The sequence below is a fragment of the Candidatus Abyssobacteria bacterium SURF_5 genome, assembly GCA_003598085.1.
Taxonomy (GTDB): Bacteria; Abyssobacteria; SURF-5; order SURF-5; family SURF-5; genus SURF-5.
Map to the genome: position 1 here is coordinate 16,834 of QZKU01000134.1, position 19,111 is coordinate 35,944.

Sequence of the window (19,111 nt, forward strand, 5' to 3'; positions counted from 1 at the left end):
ACAATCAGTCATTATTATACTTGTGGCAAGGGAAGCGTGTCAAATAAGGGAAAACGGGCCGAAGCCGCACTTAAACACATGCGCTTCACGGTAAGTTCCGAATAACAAAAAACCTTATCGAAAATCAGATTCGATTTTACCCCCTTTGTAAAAGCCTTCTTCAGCGAATGTCTCCCCTGTTTTTCGTTTCCGAAAAAGCGGTGCGGCGGCGCGCTTTGACCTCCCCTAATTTCCAGATAATTTGCACAACATAATTTGACATATTTAATGTCGTATGATATACTTAGCGCGATTTTGAGGAGGCGTTCCTGCGGTGGGCGTTTCTGGGAATATGCAATATCACACACCATCGATAAAAGGAAAAACCGCCGACTCCGAATCCCGAGAACGAACAGTAAAGAGGAAAGGAGTACTTTCTCATGACGAAACGGGAACTGGTCATTGAAGTGGCCAAGCAGCTTGGATATACGCAGAATGACGTGGCGCGAGTGATCCAGGCCGCCTTCGACATCATCACCGATTCTCTCGCCCAAGGCAAACGACTCGAAATCAGGAACTTCGGAGTATTCGAGGTGAAGACACGGGACGCTCGCATCGGACGCAATCCGAGGACCGGTGAAGAAGTGCCGATTCCTGAGAAGCGCGTAGCCACCTTCAAGGCCGGCAAACTCATTAAGGAGAAAGTCGAGAACAACCGCTCCGAACCCGTTATAGAATAGCTACTTTGCTATTCTCCAACTGAGTATCCCGCTGTTCAAGAGGCATTGTGGTGCGCGGTGGATTTGTTTTTGCAGAACCGACTGCTTCCTTTGATGTATATGTGATCATCGATCAAGGCCTTTGCGCTTCCTCTTCCATCGATGTCGGAAGGCTGATGAAGCATCTTTCGGATGCCGGAGCAGGGGCGATACAATACCGCGCCAAAAACCTTTCAAAGGCAAAATATTATCAGGACATCCAACCGCTTCTTTCCCTCGCGCGCAGTTTCAGGATTCCTCTCTTTGTCAACGATCACCTGGACATTGCGCTTGCACTGCGAACCGACGGCATTCATCTCGGGCAGAATGATCTGCCGTATGAAGCCGCACAGAAACTGCTGCCCGAGAACATGATCCTGGGAGTCTCAACTCACTCGCTGGAGCAAGCTGTCGCGGCAGCACGGCTTAAACCGGGTTATATGGCTATCGGACCCGTTTTTCCAACGACCACAAAGGCAAATCCCGACCCGGTCGTAGGTACCGATAGCATCCGCAACATTAAAGCCAGTATCGGCTCCATTCCGTTGATCGCCATCGGCGGAATCACCTTGGAGAACGCGGCCGAAGTAATTCGTTCAGGCGCCGACGGAGTGGCCGTCGCTTCCTGCGTCATTCAGGCGAAGGAGCCCGCGATTGCCGTACAAGTTTTGAAAGAACGAGTGGCTGTCGCAAAGGCCGCCCGAGAAATGAATTGAAGTCCCTGCTGGTTGTTCTTCCCTCATCTTTTCCTTCTCTCGGAGACAACTGAATCATTTTTCTGTTGAAAACAGCGCCGCGCTTCGGTTATTCTGGTCATCTCTGCTCTTGCATTACGGGTTTTTCAGGGGGGGCATGCAGATGGGCATGGCTGTGAAGCAGAAGGTTTTCTACGGCTGGTGGATCGTGCTGGTCAGCTCGTTTGTTATCTTCTTTGGGACCGGCATCGGGTTTTACTCGTTCGGCGTTTTCGTGAAACCGCTGGAGGCGAGCTTCGGCTGGAGCCGCGCCGCGATCTCGGCCACCATTGCGGTCTGGGCACTTGTATATGGCGTCACCGGACCGGTCATCGGAGCGCTCTTGCACAAATACGGCGCCCGATACATCATAGCGGCCTCGGCCCTGATAGCAGGCATCTGTTGGCTCTTCCTCAGCAGGCTCACCGGTATGTCGCAGTTGTTTGTCCTGATGTTCTTCTCCGGCATTGGCACCGCAGGTATCACACTGATCCCGAATCAGACGCTGATCTCCAACTGGTTTGACAGATATCGGGGCCGCGCGATGGGGATAATGATGGTCGGCATCGGGCTCGGCGGGCTGACCATGCCGCCGCTCGCCAATTTCCTGATCACCACCTACAGTTGGAGAGTCTCATTTTTCGTCTTGGGACTGATTCTCCTTGGCATCATTCCGCCCGTGCTGCTATTCATCCGCACCAGACCGGCCGATATGGGACTTGAACCTGACGGCGTCATCCACGCCCACGATGGCGGCTCAGATTTGCAGGAGCGAGAAGCGCGTTCTGTTGTCGGCCTCAGTACAAATCAGGCGGTCAGGACATCTTCGTTCTGGCTGTTGTTTGGCGCCTTCGCGTGTCTCATTTTCGGAGAATCGGGATTAACTGTTCATTTCGTCGCTCTTATCGATGATGCCGGCGTATCGTCGCAGATGGCGGCGACCTATTGGGCAATTGCTGTAGGGATCAGTTCCGCCGGCCGTCTGGGCTTCGGATTCCTCTCCGACAGGTTCAACCCGAAAAATCTGATAGCCACCACTCATGGGCTTCATGCGGTTGCACTCGTGCTGCTGCTGGTGTTCTTTCTCTATCTGAAAATTCAATCTCCCGCCGTTTTGCTCCCGTTTTCGATCCTTTACGGATTGTCGCTCGGCGGCTCAGCCGTTCTCCTTCCCGTCGTGGTTGCCCGCTGTTTCGGCATGCTCAGTTTCAGCAAACTGCTCGGCCTGCTGATGAGCGGATTTGCGCTCGGCGTAGTGGGCGGCCCGGTCGTCGCGGGCTCGATAGCCGATGCGACTGGCAGCTATACGCTCGCGATCATCCTGTTTATTGCGGCCTTTTTGACCGCTGCCGCGGCGGTTTCTTTCGTCAGGCTCGACCTGGCGAAAAAACAGGTCAACCTAATCCCGTCCGGATCGCCCGGCATAGAAACTTAGAGTCGTCGGGTAAATACTAAAATAGAGTACGTGGATAATAAATTCGCATGTAATGGGGGATCGTCATGATTTGCAGCATTGGCAAGATTAAAGAGAAGGACCTCGACGAGATAAAGGAACTGGAGGAAGAATTAGGAAAGACCATCCTCGCGTTCCAGTGCAGCCACAAGATGACGCCGGCGGAACTGAAAGAGGATGAATTGGAGCGCCTTCGGAAAACCGAGGAGAAACTGCACCTGACACTGGTTGCGGTCGACCATTGACCGAGACGGCAGCCCTTTGGCTTTTCCGGAATAACGTCTGCGACAGCCGCGAAAAGGCGGGGTCATGAGACGGTATCATCCGTCTGCATGCCAAGCTGTTCGTAGACCCTGCGCCGGTTCCGCTTGTCCGTCTCGAGCTCGCGCCGGGCATATGCGGCAACAGAACGGGCAAGCTGTCTCGGTACCACGATGACTCCGTCGCCGTCGGCAACAACGATATCGCCCGGATTGACCACAACGCCTCCGACGCAGAGGGGAATATTCTTGGCCTCAAATTGCAGGCGGGCCTGCACCATGCTCTGTGAGATGAATTTCGACCACACCGGCGTCTTCTGGCGGATCAATTCATCGGTATCGCGCACTCCCCCTTCGATGACGTATCCGCGCACTCCCAGCATGTAAAACGCAAGCGAATTGAAAGAACCCATCAACCCGCAATTGACGTTGCTCTGGTCGATCACCATCACGTCGCCTTGCTCGATATCCTCGTCCCACGGATAGCTGCAAATCTCGCGATAATACCACTCGGACCACTCAGTATATTGGTCGGGAGTCATTTCCGGAACAGTTCCTTGAAATGGCAAATATCGAGCCGTCCGTGCGATTCCGACTACTCGTGTCCTGAACAGTGGCCTCATGTCGGGCGACATCGACCCGTAATGGTGCATCGAGTTCCAATCCATCCCATCGCGCACGTCCGATACGCGCAGGTCTTCGTAAAGTTCCAGAAGCTCTTTTCTCTCTTCCGAAGTTGCCATCTCGCTCTCCTCAAATGCTCCCGCTCATGCTGAACTGCTGAATGCTTCATAAATTTCACAATTCAGCGCTCGCACCAAGTCCATGTCAAACTTCAAAATCTCTCTGTCATAGGTGAAGAAGCCGTTCGTTTCGATTTCGACATCGGAGAACTGCGTATAGACTGCCGCGCCAAGACCGTGTGGAATCAATGGCATAATCTGTGTGCGTATCAGGTTTGCATATGCCTCATGAAGAGCGGCCTTTTCAGGAAACATCGCATAGCCGAATTCGCTCTCGCCGTTCCACAGATGCCCGGTTTCCTGATAGTTGTACCCGCCGTATTCTGAAATGAAGTAGATTCTTGTATCGTTTCGCGGCGGCTTCTTTAACTTGAGTACGTAGACGTGCCGGCTGCAAAAGTCGCCTGCGCCCTGCTCGAGCCAGCCGGAGGCGTGATCGACTAGACGTGAAGGGTCTTGCCGCTTAACTGATTCCGAAATGCGGGCGGCATCAAACTGGCCCCAGGATTCGTTGAACGGAGTCCAGATAGCAATACTGGGCGCGTTCCGAAGGTGTTCGATCACTGCGGCAAGTTCCGCCTCAAAATCCCGGCGCGCCTCGGCAGATTCGCGCCATGCCTTTCGATAGGAGCGAGCGCCGGTGTCTTTGCGTTTCCTGTTTGAAAACATGACACGAACGATCTCGTCCTCGGCCAGCATATTCTTTCCGCCGGACGGCATATCCTGAATGACAAGCAACCCGAGGCGGTCGGCGTGATAGTACCAGCGGCGCGGCTCGACCTTCACGTGCTTGCGGGTCATGTTGAACCCAAGTTCAAGCGTCTTCTCGATATCGAAAATCAACGCTTCATCCGAGGGAGGAGTCATGCCGCCATCCGGCCAATACCCTTGATCCAGCGGGCCGTGCAGGAATATGGGCTTGCCATTGAGCAAGATGCGCTTATGCCCGGACTGCCCCACCCCCGCCGATATCTTTCGCATGCCGAAGTAGCTTTCAACCGAATCGATAACTCCCGCCTCCTTGAGCAGGTCCACTTTCAAAGAGTAAAGAAATGGGTCCTGTGGAGACCAGAGATGAGGATTCGGCACCGGCAGCCGGAGCTTATGACCGGAGACGCCTTCAATCATCCCGACTTCAACGCCTTCAGATGTGGCGGCAATCGATACTCTTCCCTCCGATCGCGTGAAAACCTCCACCTCCAGCGCTTCGTTGTCAACTTTCGGAACCAGCTTCAGGCGTACGATGTAATTATCAGCATGGACCGGCTCGACCCACACCGTCTGCCAGATGCCGCTGGTGGCGGTGTAGTAGATAGATTCCGGCTGCAAAACCTGCTTCCCCTTCTGCTGCCAATGAGAGTCGGTGGGATCCCAAACAGAAACAACTAATTCGTTTTCTCCAGGAGCCAACACTTCAGAGATATCGAATGTAAAGGGAACATATCCGCCGGCGTGGGAGCCGACCTTTTGCCTGTTCACGTAACAGTCGCATTGCCAGTCCACTGCCTCGAAATGAAGCAGGATTCGTCTGTCTTTCCAAGTGTCGGGTATTGTGAAGAAGCGGCGGTACCACAATAACTGGTCGGGCAGCAAGGGGCGCTTTACTCCGGACAGGGCTGTCTCGATGGCGAACGGCACGAGTATCTTTCCCTCATACACCTCAGGGGAAGTCGCCGCGCGTGGCGTGACTGCGTAATCCCACAGGCCGTTCAAGCTCCGCCATTGCCGGCGAACCATCTGCGGGCGCGGATATTCCGGAAGGGGAGCGGCGGGGTCAAATTGCGCAGCCCACCGCGTCATGATATTTCCCTTCACTGGTCGCCATTCTTTCATGCTGGGTCTCCGAAGTGAACGGGCGACTCGCCGAATCGCCCCCACAACCACCTGGAAATTTGACCGTCGCCCTCTATTCGCAACCTGAAGCCATAAATGCCGTGAACAATAGGCCCGCCGATAGCCTTATTGAAATTAGCTGTAGAAGCGCGGCAAATACGCCCGGTGCGCCTCGAGCATCGCGTCAAGACATTTTTCCGCAGTGAAACGGTCGGGCACGACCGGGTCGAGCAGCATCGCCTCCAGCGCGGCCTGTCGGTCACCCTCCATCGCGGCCTTCGCGTTGAGCGAGTGAATCGCCGCATGCAGGTTGCACCATCCCGCTATGACTGGAGGAAGCGCGCCCACAACCTCGCCCTGCAGATGGTCTCCCCTGGTCGAGGTGGGGACCTCCACGATGCTGGTCGGCGGCAGATTGGAAATGTATCCATCGTTCGGAAGATTCAGCGCATTGAAACGCTCATGCCGGTCATGCGTAATAGCGGACACAATTTGCGCGACCACCTCTCCGCTGGGTATTTGAAGGAATTCCTCCGCCGGATAGCTGCCCCGGACCATCTTCGCGACGCGCTCGTCCACATCCTTCAGATACATCTGATAGGCCGAAAAGAAATCGAACGGCTCCATCTCCGACTCCCAGGCGGTTCGCCACACATGGCCGCCGGCGAGATATTCGCCTGCGTGACTGTCGCTGGTGACGCACAAATAGCCCGTCAGCCGGAACAGGTCGGCCACCAGCAGGCGGTCCATATGCACGTTTCTCGGCGCCAGTTCGCGCACCATTGGGTATAAATCCTCTCCTGTTTCCTTATTGCGAACCTCGATATACCAAGTGAAGTGATTGAGACCTGCGGCGACCACATGCAGGCTCTCCTCCGGCATCTGGAGCAAGGACGAGAGATAGGCGTTGCCATCGACGATCTCGTGACAGCTCCCGACGAATTTGACACTCGTATAATCGTGCACCGCCTGAAGAATCCTGCTCATGGGATTGGCGAGGTTTATCATCAACGCTTCTGGACATAGCTTCTCCACGTCCTGACAGATTTCCACCACAACCGGAATCTGGCGCATCGCATGAAAGAGGCCGCCCGGTCCGCCGTTTTCTCCCTGCGCCTGCTCGATGCCGAATTTCCTCGGAATGTGCTGGTCCATCTTCCAGAGCGGAAACCGATTGACCTCGACGCTTATTATGACGAAGTCGGCGCCGGGAAGCGCGCTGGCGCGGTCGGTTGTATATTCAAGTTTCAATTCGGCGCCGGCATACGCGATCAAGCGACGGCCGAGTTGATGCACCAGTTTCAACTTTTCCTCATTTACATCGACAAGGACGATCATGCTGCCGGAAAGGTCTTCGGTCTTGATGAAGTCCGAAATGAGCAAGGGGGCGAACTGCGTGCTGCCGCCCCCAAGAAAAACTATCTTTTTGTTTGACGCCAAGGTCATTTCCTCCTCTTCCAGTGGTTCACGCTCAAGCTCCCGATGGAAACTGCTCTCCTCATGCTCTCCTCCTCGGAGCCGCGATTAAGCTATGTCCCCAGCCATATCTGAATAGGCGTCTTTTCCATCGGAAGCGGTGAGGTCAAGTCGAGCGGCCTCTTCTCGCGCGCCGACAGATAACCCGCCGTCAGAATCCGCAGGACGCGTTCGCCGTCGAGCGCTGATTCCATCGGGATTTCCCCCGTTCGGAAGCAGCGCTCGAAGTCCTCAACCTGGCCGACATACCCGCCGCTTGCGAGGTACCTGTTCAGGCGCATGTCGAACTGGGCGGGAATGTCGATGTTCTCAACCTCTCCGTCAGCGTGATAGAACGTCAGGAACTGAGGCGGAGGACTAAAGGCGGCCCGCAGTCGCCCCTTCTCCCCCTGCACTTCGTAATGAAAGCTCTCTTCTGTTTCGAGCCATGAACTGACGCAGGTGATCTCGACGCCGTCTTTTGTCTCAAGAACGGCTTCGCCCTTCCCGTCAATGCCGCCGTCGGGCGCCTCCGCCAACACGCAGGATTTCACTCGTTTAATCGGAGGCTTTCCCGTGAGGAACAGGACGCTTTCGAGCGTATGCGAGCCGAGGTCAAGATGGGCGCCGCCACCGGCGAACTGTGGTTTGCGGAACCAGCCGTTGGGCGGAGGGCCGCCATGACCGCAGAAGCCGAGCGCGCTCTTGACCGCGCCGAGTGCGCCATCGGCGATCATCTCGCGCGCCTTCAAGAGCAAGGGAGAATAAACCTGGTTCTCCGCGTATCCGATGGAGACGCCGGCCGCGGTTGCCGTCTCGGTCACTTTCTTCGCTTCGGCGAGAGTGATCGCGAGCGGTTTTTCGATAACGAGGTGTTTGCCCGCTCTGATCGCGGCAAGCGCGTGTTCCGCGTGAAGAGAGTTCGGGCTGAGCACGAAGACGATGTCGATGTCCTTGCGGGCGAGCATGTCCCCCAGATTGGAGAACGTGTATGGCGCCGCATCGAAAATTCTCGCCCTGTGCTCGGCGACCTCTTTCGACTGAGATGCGATTGCAAGCAGTTTCAAGTTGGGATTGCTCCTTACCGCGAACAGATGCAGATAGGAAATGAATCCCGCTCCGATAAATGCCACTCCCGCAGGCTTATTCATTGCGCGCCTCCTCGGGCCGCGGCCCCGAATTACTTTGCCGAATCATGGTTCGGGTGATTTCCTCGATTAATTCCATATCCTTCACCGCATCGCGGGCGCTCGTTAGTGGTTGGATACCCTTGGTTACAACTTCGTGGACATGCTTCCACTCGCACCGGAAGCCGGTCTCGAAGCGCCCTCCATGTGTTTCTTCCACCGTCATCCCGTTCTTCTCGTACGTCGCTTTAAGCGACGAGGGCGCCGCGGCGGCGTAAGTCGGTGGGAATTTCACCTCGACTTGCAGGTCGGACCGTCGCGCGAGAAAGCCCCAGTCGGTCATTTTTGACTCATGGAATTCGGCCTGCATCAGAGTTCTGCCGATTCCGTGGTCAAGAATGATGTCCAGCGAGAGGCCGACGAGATTCAGAGGACCATTCATGGCATGAGCGCGCGCGTAATCGACTTTGACCGGCTCGCCGACCATCCTGCGCATGACGGGGATGTCATGGATGACGAGGCCGATCAGCAACCCGTGCGCGACTACAAAATTCACATCAAGGTCCGAACCGAACAATTCGGTGGCGACGGCGGCGAAATCCAGTTGACCGATGAGAGCCGGCCAGCGGTCTGCGATTGACGGCCTGATGGTCTGGAGAATCTCGTCGGCTGTGTATTTTTCGTTCGGCCCGAGAAACGTGCGGAATTGCGCGAACCGGAACGGCTGAGGTTCTCCCCAGAGTTCTTTTGCGCGCCGCGTCGCGGGGTCATACACATGCGGGTATCCCATGACAATGGGAACGCCGGATTCCTCCGAGGCCTCCGCCATCTTTCTCACGATTCGCGAATTGAGCGCCGGGGGCTTCTCGACGAGAGCCGCCTTCTTCTTGGCCTGGCAGGCCGCGAGCGCGTGGTCCACATGGTATGAGTCGGGGGTTGCGATGACGACCACGTCAACGTCAGGGTCGCGAATCAAGTCGAACGGGTTCTCAACCGGGCGCGCGCCGGTTCTGTGGGCGACCTCGCCCATCACTTCGCGGCTCGCGTCGCTGCACGCTTCGATGCGATAGAGCGAGGCGAGGCTGTTGAGCGCCGGCACGTGGAGCGCCTGAATCGCCTCTCCGCATCCCACAAGTCCCACCCTCAGTCGATTTGTCATAAATTGTGCTTCTCCCTTCTCCAAGCGCCTATGTGTTTGGAGAGAAAGGCGCCTGCATTAATGGGTTCGCTCTCCGATATCGCGAACCAACTTAAGGAAATACTCGAAATCTTCGAGCGAAACGTCCGGCGGCACATAATGGTCTATGCCGGGGAAATAGCCGCCTTCCTTCAGAAGCGCGGGTACTTTGGATTCGACCTCCTCGCGGATGGCTGTCGGGCCGAGCGCAAGCGCGCGCTTGTCTAATCCGCCCTCGATAATCAGCTTCTTGCCGTATTTCTGGCGGACTTGTCTGATATCCATTCCGGCCTGTGTCTCGAACGGCAGGAGTTTGTTGACGCCGACTTCGAGGAAGAGGGGAATGAGCGTGTGGACGTTACCGTCGGTGTCGACCTCGAACACCTCGACGCCTCGCGAGCGGACGCAATCGATGACGCGTCTATAGTAGGGGGACATGAATTCCTTGAATAAGGTCGGTCCGATCATCGGTCCGTTGCGATACGCCATATCTTCCCAGAAATCGATGGCGTCGAGTTTGGCCGAGGCGGTCATCTGTTCGATGATGCCCGTGTGGAGTTTCGCCCATTGTTCGCCGATAGCGTGAATCAGCTTGGGAGAATCGTAATAAGCGAACATGAGGTTGTCAAACCCGAGCAGGTGGCGCGCCAGGCCGAAGAGGCCGCAGATGTAGAGATAGAGCGGCATATCGGCCTCATTATAGAGAGCGGCGTTCTGGTCCCAGTCTTCGCCCAGCCGCTCGGGCGACGCGGGGTCGAGACGCCACTTAAGGTCCTCGAACGACCGCATGTCTCGTACCGGAAATTCGAGAAACTGGGGCAAGGTGGACTGGCCGGTCTTGAATTCCTTGATTACGCTGCCGTAGCCGGTGCGCAGGACGCGGTAATTATCGGTCTCCTCGAACACCTGCTCCTCGAACGCCGGTGAGAATCCCGCGTTATATCCGCCGCCGAGAAAGATTGGGATACGCAAGCCCATCTCGAAATAGAAAAACGCAGTCAGCGTCTCCACGTCTTCCGGCAGTCCCTCGCCGCGCCACCGCTCGATCGTCTCGTTCCAGAATCCGATGGTCTCGAAGCGGAATGCCCGGTCAACCGGCTCGAACCTGCAGGTCGCATGGAATCGTTCACGGACATTCACTTTATTCTCTCCTTGCCTCGTCGAGCATGGCCAGGTAATTATCGGGATTCAGGTATGAGGCGACGCTGTTGCCGGTCCCGAGCGCGAAACGGCCGCTGGGAGCGCACGTCTCGATGATCTCGCGCACGCGCGCCCGGACCTCCTCTTCGGTCCCTCTCGTCAGCAAGTCCATATCGACTCCCCCGAGGATGGCGATACGGTCGGAATAGCGAGAGACGGCTTCCTCGACCGGTAGAATCTTATCTTGGAAGGAGTGTCGCGCGTCGATCCCGACATCTTCGATCAAGTCCTCCATTATTCCCTCGATATTGCCGCAGGAATGCAGCAAATAGGAAACGCCCCGCTTATGGGCGGCTGCAACCATTTTCTTGTGCCATGGGAAGACGTATTTGCGAAGGTGGTTAGGAGAAAGCATGGTACCGGTTTGAAATCCTAGGTCTTCCCCGACGAATAGCGCCCCTACCCGGGGCGCTTGCAAGAGGTTCTCGGCGGCGGACAGCACAATCGCTCCCACCTTGGCAAAAAGTTCATCCACCAGCGGCGGATCATCAACGAGCATGTAGGAAAGCCCTTCGATTCCGGTAAGAAAAACGACGTTTTCAAACAATCCCCCAACACGAGGGATGCTCATCATGCCGTCAGGCAGGACGGAGGCGGCGTATTCCAGTTGAGCGTAGTCGAGCGCTTGCGGGTCTGGCCAAAAATGCCGCTCGAAATCCTGGCGATTGCGGATGGTGGATGTCGCTTCCGATATCCACGAACGATCACTTTGCTCGGAAACCTGATAGGCCGCTCCGAAATACATGAATGGGCAGACATCGATGTAATCGTATCCGAGTTTGTGGCGGAATTCAATCTCGTCGTCAATTCTTTTTCGGCCATCTTCCGGGTCGTTGGTGAAATCGGAAACCGTCGGGCGGCCCAAAACTTTTTCTTTAAGAGCCTGGTCAACAAGCAAGTCCACCAATGGCAATCGGTCGGGGGGCCGTTCGCCGGTAAGCACATTCTTAAGACGAGTAAAATCGGGCGATGGTTTTGGCAAATCTGATAGTCTCATACGATAAGTCTCCTGGATAGTCTGCGCCTCTGCGCCGAAGAAATGTCCCCTCTATGCGAGTATGCGGCGCATCATGAATTGGATGAATTCCTCCCGCCGAACATCTGTCGCCACCTTCACCGTGTTCCATTCTGCGTTCTTATAGCAGTTTACCACAGTCAACCCCGCAGTAAATTCGCCTCTCGTCTCGATCACGACGTTAAGCATCATCGTATTTAGGAAATCAAGCGTAAATGCCGCGGAGCAGGCGAGGGCATCATGCATCGGCGTCTCTTTTTGTCCAATCACGTTCAACCAGATATCTGTCATGGCTGCGAGAAGATCGGTCGCAGCGGTATTGCGCTTCCTGATCGATTCAAGATGCTCCTCCCTCAGCAGCGTCGGCATGGTTACGTTGCAGCCCACCAAAATAATAGGAACGCCGGAATCGAAAACGATGCGCACAGCCTCCGGGTCCGCAACAAAGTTGTAGTCGATCGGCCGTTCGCCGAAGAGTTCCATCTCTTTCAGGCCATAGAAAGGGGTTCCGCCCATAATGATAAACTGCTTGATGAGAGCACCCAGTTCCGGCTTTGTCGACAGCAGTTTGCCGAAGTTCGTCTGCGGGCCTATAAGAACCACCGAAACTTCCTTGGGACGCTTTCTCAACACCGACTCCACAAGCTCCAATGCCGGCACATCCGACAGCGCCACCTCTTCGCCCTCTTCGAATACGCCTTTGCCTTCGTGTCCCATCAGAAAAGCAGATCGATCGGGATTCAGAGGAAGATTTTCGCCTGCCGCGACAGGAATGTCCGGTCTGCCCAACGCAATGAGCAGCTTCTTTGCAATGCGGGCGCGCAACCTTGCGTCGGCCCATACGGTCGTGACCGCTTCTATTTTGACCTCGGGGGAATTCGCCAGAAAAGCGAGCGCATACGCGTCGTCCACATCGGTCCCAATATCAGTGTCAATGATCACGCGTTCTGTCATCACAGCCTCTTTCGCATCACTCAGATTGAACTTATCGGGCAACAGTTAGGGGGAATTTGAAGTTCTCCAGTTGAACATCCGGCGGAATAAGGAATGAACAAGGATGAATAATGATACACGGTAGCTTTTGCAACCGGTCGCTGGACGATTATCTTTGTGACTTGAGCGCTCACTGTTCTTCGGTTCCTTTGGCAAGCAATCCGTTTGATCGATTGTCGAGTGTCTCTATTTCGCGGCGCTTGCGGAGGTTTCGATGAACCGTCGCGCCACATCGACGGCGGCCGCCGCATCATCACCATAGCCGTCCGCTCCGATCTCTTCGGCGTACTCGCGGCTCACCGGAGCGCCTCCAACCATGATTTTGACTTTCCTTGTGAGTCCCGCCGCATGCAGCGCGTTGATGGTTTCGCGCAGTTTCGGCATGGTCGTGGAGAGAAGCGCCGACATCGCCACAATTTGGACGCCTTCTTCGCCCGCGGCCTCGACAAATCTCTGCGGCGGAACGTCAATCCCTATGTCTCTCACATGGAACCCAGCCCCTCGGAGCATCATGCCCACTAGGTTCTTGCCAATATCATGCAGGTCGGACTGCACGGTTCCCAGCACAACCTTCCCCACAGGCTTCGCCCCCGTCTCGGCGAGTTTTGGTTCGAGAACCGCAAGCCCGCCGTGCATTGCCCGAGCGGCAATCAGCACCTCGGGAATGAAAACTTCGTTCTTTTTGAATTTGGCTCCGATCACATCCATTCCGGCGATGAGGCCATTAGAGAGAATGTCTGCGGGTGAAAGCCCCGCGCCAAGAGATTCTCGAATCAGTCGTTCGACTTCCTTCATGTCGCCTCTCTGCAGCGCTTCAGAAAGTTGGTTCAGTTCCACCATCGTGTTCTCCTTTGACCAGTTCGTCAGGTACCGGACGCCCCGAAACCTGGACTTTCAAGGTAAATGTTTATCATTTGGTTCCAGTTTCTTTTCCCGATAGGCCGAAATATACGCCATACAATACTCATCATTCCCCAAAACGGCTCTGGCCGTGATGAGATTCGCCATCATCTGCCTGTCAAGCGGGTCAATGATCACCGCATCGAGCCCAGCCGCCATTGCGGCCACCAGAAAAACCCGGTTCATCATCCTCCGCGCAGGAAGCCCAAAGGATATGTTGCTCAGGCCGCAGATAGTGTGAATGCCGGGGTATCGCCGCTTGATTTCATGGATTACCTGCAGGGCAACCGCCCCGCTTCTCTGGTCGGTGCTGACCGCCATGATGAGGGGGTCAACATAGACATGATCCAACGGAACTCCATCTGAAAGCAAATTATCGACCAGACCAAACCCAACTTTGAGCTTGTCTTCGAATCCCCCAGGAATTCCATTGTCGTCCAGACATAGGGCGACGGTTCTGCACTCATATTCCCGAATCAGTGGCAGCATGGCCGTGTAGTTTTCCTTCTCGGCGGTAATCGAGTTGACCATCATGCCCCGGCCGCACATGCTCAGCCCCTCTGCAATCACCTTTGGGTCTGTGCTGTCGATGCAGAGGGGCAAATCGTTCGCTTGCCTGACGCTCTTGATGATCCATTTGAGATTTTCGATTTCTCGCTCGGCGAACGTGCCGGCATTCACATCGAGAAAATGCGCGCCCGCAGCCGCTTGCATTCGGGCTTCGTCCCATATGGGGATGATATTCCGATGCCGCGCCGCTTCCGCGACCTGTTTGCGGCTTGTGTTGATGCGCTCACCTACAATCAGCATTGCAAGCCGTCCTTTCTCATCATGGAGCACGCACGGCCAGAAAAAAATCTAGTAGATACTAGCATATCGCATCGTCGCTTGTCAAGGTATTTTTCCCGGGGAAAAAGTCAATCGAAAAACAATCCTTGCTCTCCGGAAAGGAATATGTTAAAATAAACACTAGGATCTAAGCAAATAGGAACTTGAAGAATAGTATATACTATTCTTTGAAGAGGTTTGAGATCATGGCAAATATAGGCAGGCGCGAAATCCGTGCCGCTCACGGGAAAAAGACGACACCACGAGCCGCAGCCCGGCGGGAACAGATACTCAAGGCGGCGACCCATGTTTTTGCCCGTGAAAATTATCACGGCGCCACTACCGCAAAGATTGCGGCGGCGGCCGGAATAACGGAGCCCGTTATCTACACGTATTTCGCCAACAAGAGGGATCTTTTTCTTGAAGTTTTGCGGAAGAGCCGTGCCGATATTTTCACATGGAATGAAGAGGTCTTGAGAGAGCATGACGACCCCATCCAGCGATACAAGGTGTACACAGATAAGTACAAGCACTACGTCACAAAGGTGAATCGTGATTCCGCTATGATGTGGGCCGTGGCGGCCTCGGTGAACGATCCGGAGATTAAAGCCGAAATACGCGAATCCGACGAAGAAGTTCTCAATCAGTTGACGAACGATATTCGGCGAACCATGGAGGAAGGCAAGATCACCTCTCGACATGCGCCCCAAGTGTTGGCGAGAATCATTCACGGAGTCAATTCACACCTGGCGTGGTTGATTCTTGTGGGAGAGACACACACTCAGGATTGGATATACGAAGGTTTCAAGATACTCATCGAAGACTTGGTCAAGAAAGAAGTCTGACACATGAACCCCTCGATTCAGCAGTTGCTTGAGCTGTATCTTCAACCCGCGCCCGTTCCGCCGGGCATGACCAGCCGCGATATGGTCCTCAAAGCCATCAAGTTCGTACACCCGCCGCGTATCCCGTACAGTTTCATTTCGCCGGTCGAGAGCGACTTTTTTGAAGTGGCGGCCATACCGCAGTTCATGCATCTGGTCGAACCCGACGGCAAGGCGGCGAATATCTGGGTGAGCGCAGGGAAGAAGGGGGCGAAGGACCCCGGCGATCGGTACCATGACGAGTGGGGTGTCGGCTGGGAAGTAACCGGCCGGCATTGGGATCATGCTTTCGACCATCCGCTTCGCGACCTGCGGAATCTCGACAGCTATCGATTTCCCGATGTCGCCGACCCGGAAAAATATGATATGCTGAAGCCGTTTCTGGAGATGGGCCGGAAAGCCGGAAAATACACGGTGGGGTTCGACCCGATTCTCATGTTTGAGCGGATGCGCGCGCTCCTGGGATTTGAGGAACTGATGGTTTCCCCTTACACTCAGCCCCGGGGACTGGAACTGCTGCTTGACCGCCTGGCCGACCTAGAGAGCGCCGTCATCGAGCAATGGGCGCGGATCGGCGGAGTGGACGCGTACATGACGTGGGACGACTGGGGCCTGCAGACCTCGCTCCAGATGGACCCTGATACCTTTCGCAAATTCTACAAGCCGCGTTACAAACGAATTGTCGAGGCCGCTCACCAGCACGGCATGCATTACATCTGGCATAACTGCGGCCACATTATCGATATGATTCCCGATATGATCGATATTGGGGTGGATGTCGTGCAACTCGATCAGCCGCGCCTGATGGGGCACAGAAATCTGGCCGACAAATTCGGCGGCGGCATCTGTTTCTGGAATACCGTGGACATCCAATGGTCGACGATGGAGAATCCGACCGAAGAGGAAATTGGGGCTGAAGTGGCGGAGATGATTGCGGCATTCGACCGGTTCGGCGGCGGCTTTATGGCTCGCCAATATCCTGATCCGACCGATATCGAGATGTCCCCTGAGCGCCATGAAATGATCTACCAAGCCTTTCTGGCGCATGGCTGTTCGCTGAGTGAATAAGGAGCTCATTGAGGAATTGAGACGGCAGTCCCTGCAGAACCGGCCGCTTTCGAAATGGTTCGACGACGCGAAGCTTGGGATATTCATTCATTGGGGCGTCTTTTCCATTCCTGCCTGGGCGCCCTTCGGCGACGACTATCAGACGCTCATTAAAAGGAAAGGGTATAGATATCAGCTTGCCCATAACCCGTATGCCGAATGGTACCTTAATACAATGAAGATCACGGGGAGCCCCACCTGCCGGCATCACATCGAAAAGTATGGCGAGGATTTCTCTTATTATGATTTTGTGCCTCAGTTTGAAAGAGAAGCGGCTAAAATAAATCCCGGCGCCTGGGCCGAACTGTTCGCAAAAGCCGGCGCTCGCTACGTCGTAATGGTGACCAAACACCACGATGGCTACACTCTCTGGCCCACCGCGTACGAAAACCCCAGAAGGACCGGCTTGCATTCAGAACGGGATTTCGTGAAAGAAGTGACCGAGGCGGTCCGCACAGCGGGCTTGAAAATGGGCCTCTACTACTCGGGCGGGCTCGATTGGACTTTCAAGAAAACGGCCATCAGCGACCCATACACCTTTCTGACCAACACGCCGCAAGAGGACGAATACGTCACCTACGCAACGAATCATTTCAGGGAACTCATCGATTGGTATAAACCCTCGGTCCTGTGGAACGACATCCGCTGGCCCCAGGACCCAAACCTGACCGACCTTTTTTCTTACTACTACAGCGTCGTACCCGACGGTGTTATCAACGATCGGTGGAGCCAGACCACATATCCGGAGAACCGAATAATGCGCTCGATCATCAATACGGTGGCATGGTTCCGGGCAAAACATGCATCCGGCGAGCACAATCCGCCGCCAATACATTGCGATTACATTACACCCGAATACCGGGTGTTGGATCAGATCAGCGCGAAGAAGTGGGAGGCGTGCCGGGGTCTCGGGACTTCGTTTGGATATAACATGAATGAACCGGACGACAACCTGCTCACTGCGGAAGAGCTTATTCACAGCTTCGCGGACATCGTGAGCAAAAACGGGAATCTCCTGATCAATGTCGGGCCGATGGCCGACGGAACAATTCCCGACGCCCAGCGCGACCGCCTTATGGGGTTGGGCGCCTGGCTCGCCGTGAATGGAGACGCCATTTACAATACGCGACCATGGGTAACGGCGGAAGACAAGACTCGAGACGGCAAGGGCGTACGCTTCACTCAAAAAGATGAGGCCCTCTACGCTATCATCCTCGGGCCAATAACAGACCCAGAGATCACCATCGAATCGTTGAGGTGCGCGCCAAACACGAAAATCCACCTCTTGGGCGAGAAAAAACCTCTCCACTGGCGACAGGACGGAAGCGGCCTGACTATTCTTTTGCCGGAAGCCTTGCCGGATGCTCCGGCGTACTCGTTCAAGATGGCGCCCCGACCGGAGCGATAGACTGAATGCATGATCACCGTGAGGCGGGGAGGAAAAATATACTATGTCAATGACTTCCAGGGAAAGGCTTTTGTGCGCGTTGAACAAGGGGAAACCGGACCGCATGCCGGTCTCAATCCATCAATGGCAAAGATACCATCTGGACACGTATCTGGGGGGGATTTCTGAACTGGATGCCTTCCGAGAATTTGGATTGGATGCCCAGGTCCAATTCCATCAAGGAATGGGCCAATTTTGGCTGGTTGACGGACAGGTGACAATGGTTAGCTCGCCCCATTGGCTCTATGAGGCAAAGGCGGTCGAAATGGACGGTGACGCAGTCGTAATGGAGCACGTAATCCAGACACCCGGCGGCCAGCTCTCATATAAGACGGCTACCAACCCGAAAACGACCTGGGTGCTCGACTACATGATTAAGCGCGATGAGGATATCGAACTGATCCAAAAGTATATGCCCGTGCCGCGACTCGACGTGAAATGGGCCAACTCCATCCATGACTCGATCGGCGACGACGGCATGCTCCGCGGCTTTGTATGGGGCGACCAGGCCGGGTGCTGGCAGCATGCATGCCTTCTGAAGGACGTGAACCAACTCATTCTGGATTGTTTCGACAAACCAGATTGGGTCCATGAACTGCTTTCCATTCTTCTCGAAAAGAAACTACAGTTTGTCGAAACAATGCAGGGGGCCACATTCGACGTAGTGGAAACTGGGGGAGGCGCGGCATCCTCAACGCTTATCTCTCCTTCCCTGCACAGAGAATTCTGTCTGCCGTACGATCGCAAGATGCATGACGCATTGCATGCATTGGATTTCAAGGTTACGTACCATACGTGCGGCGGCACGCGCGGAATTGAGGAGATGATTGTCGCCAACGGCGCCGACGCCTCGGAAACACTGGCGCCTCCGAGCATCGGGGGAAACCAGGAGCCTTGGGAATTCAAGGCGAAGGTGGCGGGTCGAATGGCGTTGATCGGAGGAGTGGACCAGATCAACATCCTGACAAATGGGTCGGAGCAGCAAATTCGGAACGTGGTCATTGAGCTCTTTCAAAAAGTCGGGCATGACGGTGGCTACATCTGCTCGGCCGCCGATCATTTCTTTGAGACGCCGCCGGAGAACCTGAAGGTTTTTGCCGACGTCGCGCGGGAATGCGTCTACTAAGAGCTTATCCGTAAATAATTATTGTCTTTTATTATCGGCTGTGGTATGCTCGTATGCATGAGCGCACTCAGATCATGGACGGTATCAGATGC

19 protein-coding genes are annotated in these 19,111 nt (G+C 55.1%); 8 read left to right on the forward strand and 11 right to left on the reverse strand.

Annotation, left to right across the window (positions count from 1 at the left end):
* Positions 1-14: 14 nt before the first annotated feature.
* Positions 15-350, reverse strand: coding sequence for a hypothetical protein (locus C4520_20095; GenBank protein ID RJP15564.1), 336 nt, complete (start codon positions 348-350; stop codon positions 15-17).
* A 69-nt stretch (positions 351-419) separates the two neighbouring features.
* On the opposite strand from C4520_20095, the gene C4520_20100 reads away from it, so the two are divergent.
* The 4 genes from C4520_20100 (at position 420) to C4520_20115 (ending at position 3,169) form a co-directional block, all read left to right on the forward strand.
* Positions 420-719 carry an integration host factor subunit beta gene (locus C4520_20100; GenBank protein ID RJP15565.1) on the forward strand — a complete coding sequence of 100 codons (300 nt, stop codon included), beginning with the start codon at positions 420-422 and terminating at the stop codon, positions 717-719.
* 44 nt (positions 720-763) lie between these two features.
* On the forward strand, positions 764-1,453 hold the full coding sequence (thiE, locus tag C4520_20105; GenBank protein RJP15566.1) for a thiamine phosphate synthase: 690 nt from the start codon (positions 764-766) through the stop codon (positions 1,451-1,453).
* A 136-nt stretch (positions 1,454-1,589) separates the two neighbouring features.
* A complete protein-coding gene (locus C4520_20110; protein RJP15567.1) occupies positions 1,590-2,906 on the forward strand; it encodes an MFS transporter in 1,317 nt (438 codons plus the stop codon).
* A 65-nt stretch (positions 2,907-2,971) separates the two neighbouring features.
* Entirely contained in the window at positions 2,972-3,169 is a 198-nt protein-coding gene (locus tag C4520_20115; GenBank protein RJP15568.1) for a hypothetical protein, read from the forward strand.
* Positions 3,170-3,231: 62 nt separating this feature from the next.
* On the opposite strand, the gene C4520_20120 is transcribed toward C4520_20115, so the two are convergent.
* The 10 genes from C4520_20120 to C4520_20165 form a co-directional block, all read right to left on the reverse strand.
* Positions 3,232-3,927 (reverse strand): RraA family protein, encoded by a 696-nt coding sequence (locus C4520_20120; protein RJP15569.1) that lies wholly within the window; start codon positions 3,925-3,927, stop codon positions 3,232-3,234.
* 24 nt (positions 3,928-3,951) lie between these two features.
* Positions 3,952-5,760 carry a hypothetical protein gene (locus tag C4520_20125; protein RJP15570.1) on the reverse strand — a complete coding sequence of 603 codons (1,809 nt, stop codon included), beginning with the start codon at positions 5,758-5,760 and terminating at the stop codon, positions 3,952-3,954.
* Positions 5,761-5,895: 135 nt separating this feature from the next.
* A complete protein-coding gene (locus tag C4520_20130) occupies positions 5,896-7,206 on the reverse strand; it encodes a hypothetical protein (protein RJP15571.1) in 1,311 nt (436 codons plus the stop codon).
* A gap of 83 nt (positions 7,207-7,289) precedes the next feature.
* Complete coding sequence (locus tag C4520_20135; protein RJP15572.1) at positions 7,290-8,366, reverse strand: gfo/Idh/MocA family oxidoreductase; 1,077 nt, start codon at positions 8,364-8,366, stop codon at positions 7,290-7,292.
* On the reverse strand, positions 8,359-9,501 hold the full coding sequence (locus C4520_20140) for a gfo/Idh/MocA family oxidoreductase (GenBank protein ID RJP15573.1): 1,143 nt from the start codon (positions 9,499-9,501) through the stop codon (positions 8,359-8,361). Before C4520_20140 ends, C4520_20135 begins: the two co-directional genes overlap by 8 nt.
* A gap of 57 nt (positions 9,502-9,558) precedes the next feature.
* Entirely contained in the window at positions 9,559-10,659 is a 1,101-nt protein-coding gene (locus C4520_20145; protein RJP15574.1) for a hypothetical protein, read from the reverse strand.
* A 1-nt stretch (position 10,660) separates the two neighbouring features.
* On the reverse strand, positions 10,661-11,716 hold the full coding sequence (locus C4520_20150) for a hypothetical protein (GenBank protein RJP15575.1): 1,056 nt from the start codon (positions 11,714-11,716) through the stop codon (positions 10,661-10,663).
* Positions 11,717-11,767: 51 nt separating this feature from the next.
* Positions 11,768-12,688 carry a nucleoside hydrolase gene (locus tag C4520_20155; protein RJP15576.1) on the reverse strand — a complete coding sequence of 307 codons (921 nt, stop codon included), beginning with the start codon at positions 12,686-12,688 and terminating at the stop codon, positions 11,768-11,770.
* Between the two features lie 225 nt (positions 12,689-12,913).
* Complete coding sequence (locus tag C4520_20160; GenBank protein RJP15577.1) at positions 12,914-13,567, reverse strand: cobalamin-binding protein; 654 nt, start codon at positions 13,565-13,567, stop codon at positions 12,914-12,916.
* A 54-nt stretch (positions 13,568-13,621) separates the two neighbouring features.
* Positions 13,622-14,437, reverse strand: coding sequence for a methyltetrahydrofolate cobalamin methyltransferase (locus C4520_20165; GenBank protein ID RJP15578.1), 816 nt, complete (start codon positions 14,435-14,437; stop codon positions 13,622-13,624).
* Between the two features lie 224 nt (positions 14,438-14,661).
* Here C4520_20165 and C4520_20170 point away from each other — a divergent pair, with 224 nt between their 5' ends.
* Genes C4520_20170 through C4520_20185 form a run of 4 tightly spaced genes read left to right on the forward strand, consistent with a single transcriptional unit; the run spans position 14,662 to position 19,019 of the window.
* Entirely contained in the window at positions 14,662-15,300 is a 639-nt protein-coding gene (locus C4520_20170; GenBank protein ID RJP15579.1) for a TetR/AcrR family transcriptional regulator, read from the forward strand.
* A gap of 3 nt (positions 15,301-15,303) precedes the next feature.
* The gene (locus tag C4520_20175; GenBank protein ID RJP15580.1) at positions 15,304-16,407 is read left to right on the forward strand and encodes a hypothetical protein; all 1,104 of its coding nucleotides are present in this window, start codon (positions 15,304-15,306) and stop codon (positions 16,405-16,407) included.
* A 7-nt stretch (positions 16,408-16,414) separates the two neighbouring features.
* Positions 16,415-17,854 (forward strand): alpha-L-fucosidase, encoded by a 1,440-nt coding sequence (locus C4520_20180; GenBank protein RJP15582.1) that lies wholly within the window; start codon positions 16,415-16,417, stop codon positions 17,852-17,854.
* Positions 17,855-17,897: 43 nt separating this feature from the next.
* Positions 17,898-19,019 (forward strand): hypothetical protein, encoded by a 1,122-nt coding sequence (locus tag C4520_20185; protein RJP15581.1) that lies wholly within the window; start codon positions 17,898-17,900, stop codon positions 19,017-19,019.
* Positions 19,020-19,111: the final 92 nt, after the last annotated feature.

What these genes read in the sequence shown, in the direction of transcription:
- C4520_20170 (RJP15579.1), top strand. Translation starts at nt 14,662, where the DNA reads ATGGCAAATATAGGCAGGCGCGAAATCCGTGCCGCTCACGGGAAAAAG.
- C4520_20110 (RJP15567.1), top strand. Translation starts at nt 1,590, where the DNA reads ATGCAGATGGGCATGGCTGTGAAGCAGAAGGTTTTCTACGGCTGGTGG.
- C4520_20140 (RJP15573.1), bottom strand. Translation starts at nt 9,501, where the DNA reads ATGACAAATCGACTGAGGGTGGGACTTGTGGGATGCGGAGAGGCGATT.
- C4520_20100 (RJP15565.1), top strand. Translation starts at nt 420, where the DNA reads ATGACGAAACGGGAACTGGTCATTGAAGTGGCCAAGCAGCTTGGATAT.
- C4520_20135 (RJP15572.1), bottom strand. Translation starts at nt 8,366, where the DNA reads ATGAATAAGCCTGCGGGAGTGGCATTTATCGGAGCGGGATTCATTTCC.
- C4520_20150 (RJP15575.1), bottom strand. Translation starts at nt 11,716, where the DNA reads ATGAGACTATCAGATTTGCCAAAACCATCGCCCGATTTTACTCGTCTT.
- C4520_20115 (RJP15568.1), top strand. Translation starts at nt 2,972, where the DNA reads ATGATTTGCAGCATTGGCAAGATTAAAGAGAAGGACCTCGACGAGATA.
- C4520_20095 (RJP15564.1), bottom strand. Translation starts at nt 350, where the DNA reads ATGGTGTGTGATATTGCATATTCCCAGAAACGCCCACCGCAGGAACGC.
- C4520_20165 (RJP15578.1), bottom strand. Translation starts at nt 14,437, where the DNA reads ATGCTGATTGTAGGTGAGCGCATCAACACAAGCCGCAAACAGGTCGCG.
- C4520_20175 (RJP15580.1), top strand. Translation starts at nt 15,304, where the DNA reads ATGAACCCCTCGATTCAGCAGTTGCTTGAGCTGTATCTTCAACCCGCG.
- C4520_20130 (RJP15571.1), bottom strand. Translation starts at nt 7,206, where the DNA reads ATGACCTTGGCGTCAAACAAAAAGATAGTTTTTCTTGGGGGCGGCAGC.
- C4520_20125 (RJP15570.1), bottom strand. Translation starts at nt 5,760, where the DNA reads ATGAAAGAATGGCGACCAGTGAAGGGAAATATCATGACGCGGTGGGCT.
- C4520_20120 (RJP15569.1), bottom strand. Translation starts at nt 3,927, where the DNA reads ATGGCAACTTCGGAAGAGAGAAAAGAGCTTCTGGAACTTTACGAAGAC.
- C4520_20155 (RJP15576.1), bottom strand. Translation starts at nt 12,688, where the DNA reads ATGACAGAACGCGTGATCATTGACACTGATATTGGGACCGATGTGGAC.
- C4520_20185 (RJP15581.1), top strand. Translation starts at nt 17,898, where the DNA reads ATGTCAATGACTTCCAGGGAAAGGCTTTTGTGCGCGTTGAACAAGGGG.
- C4520_20160 (RJP15577.1), bottom strand. Translation starts at nt 13,567, where the DNA reads ATGGTGGAACTGAACCAACTTTCTGAAGCGCTGCAGAGAGGCGACATG.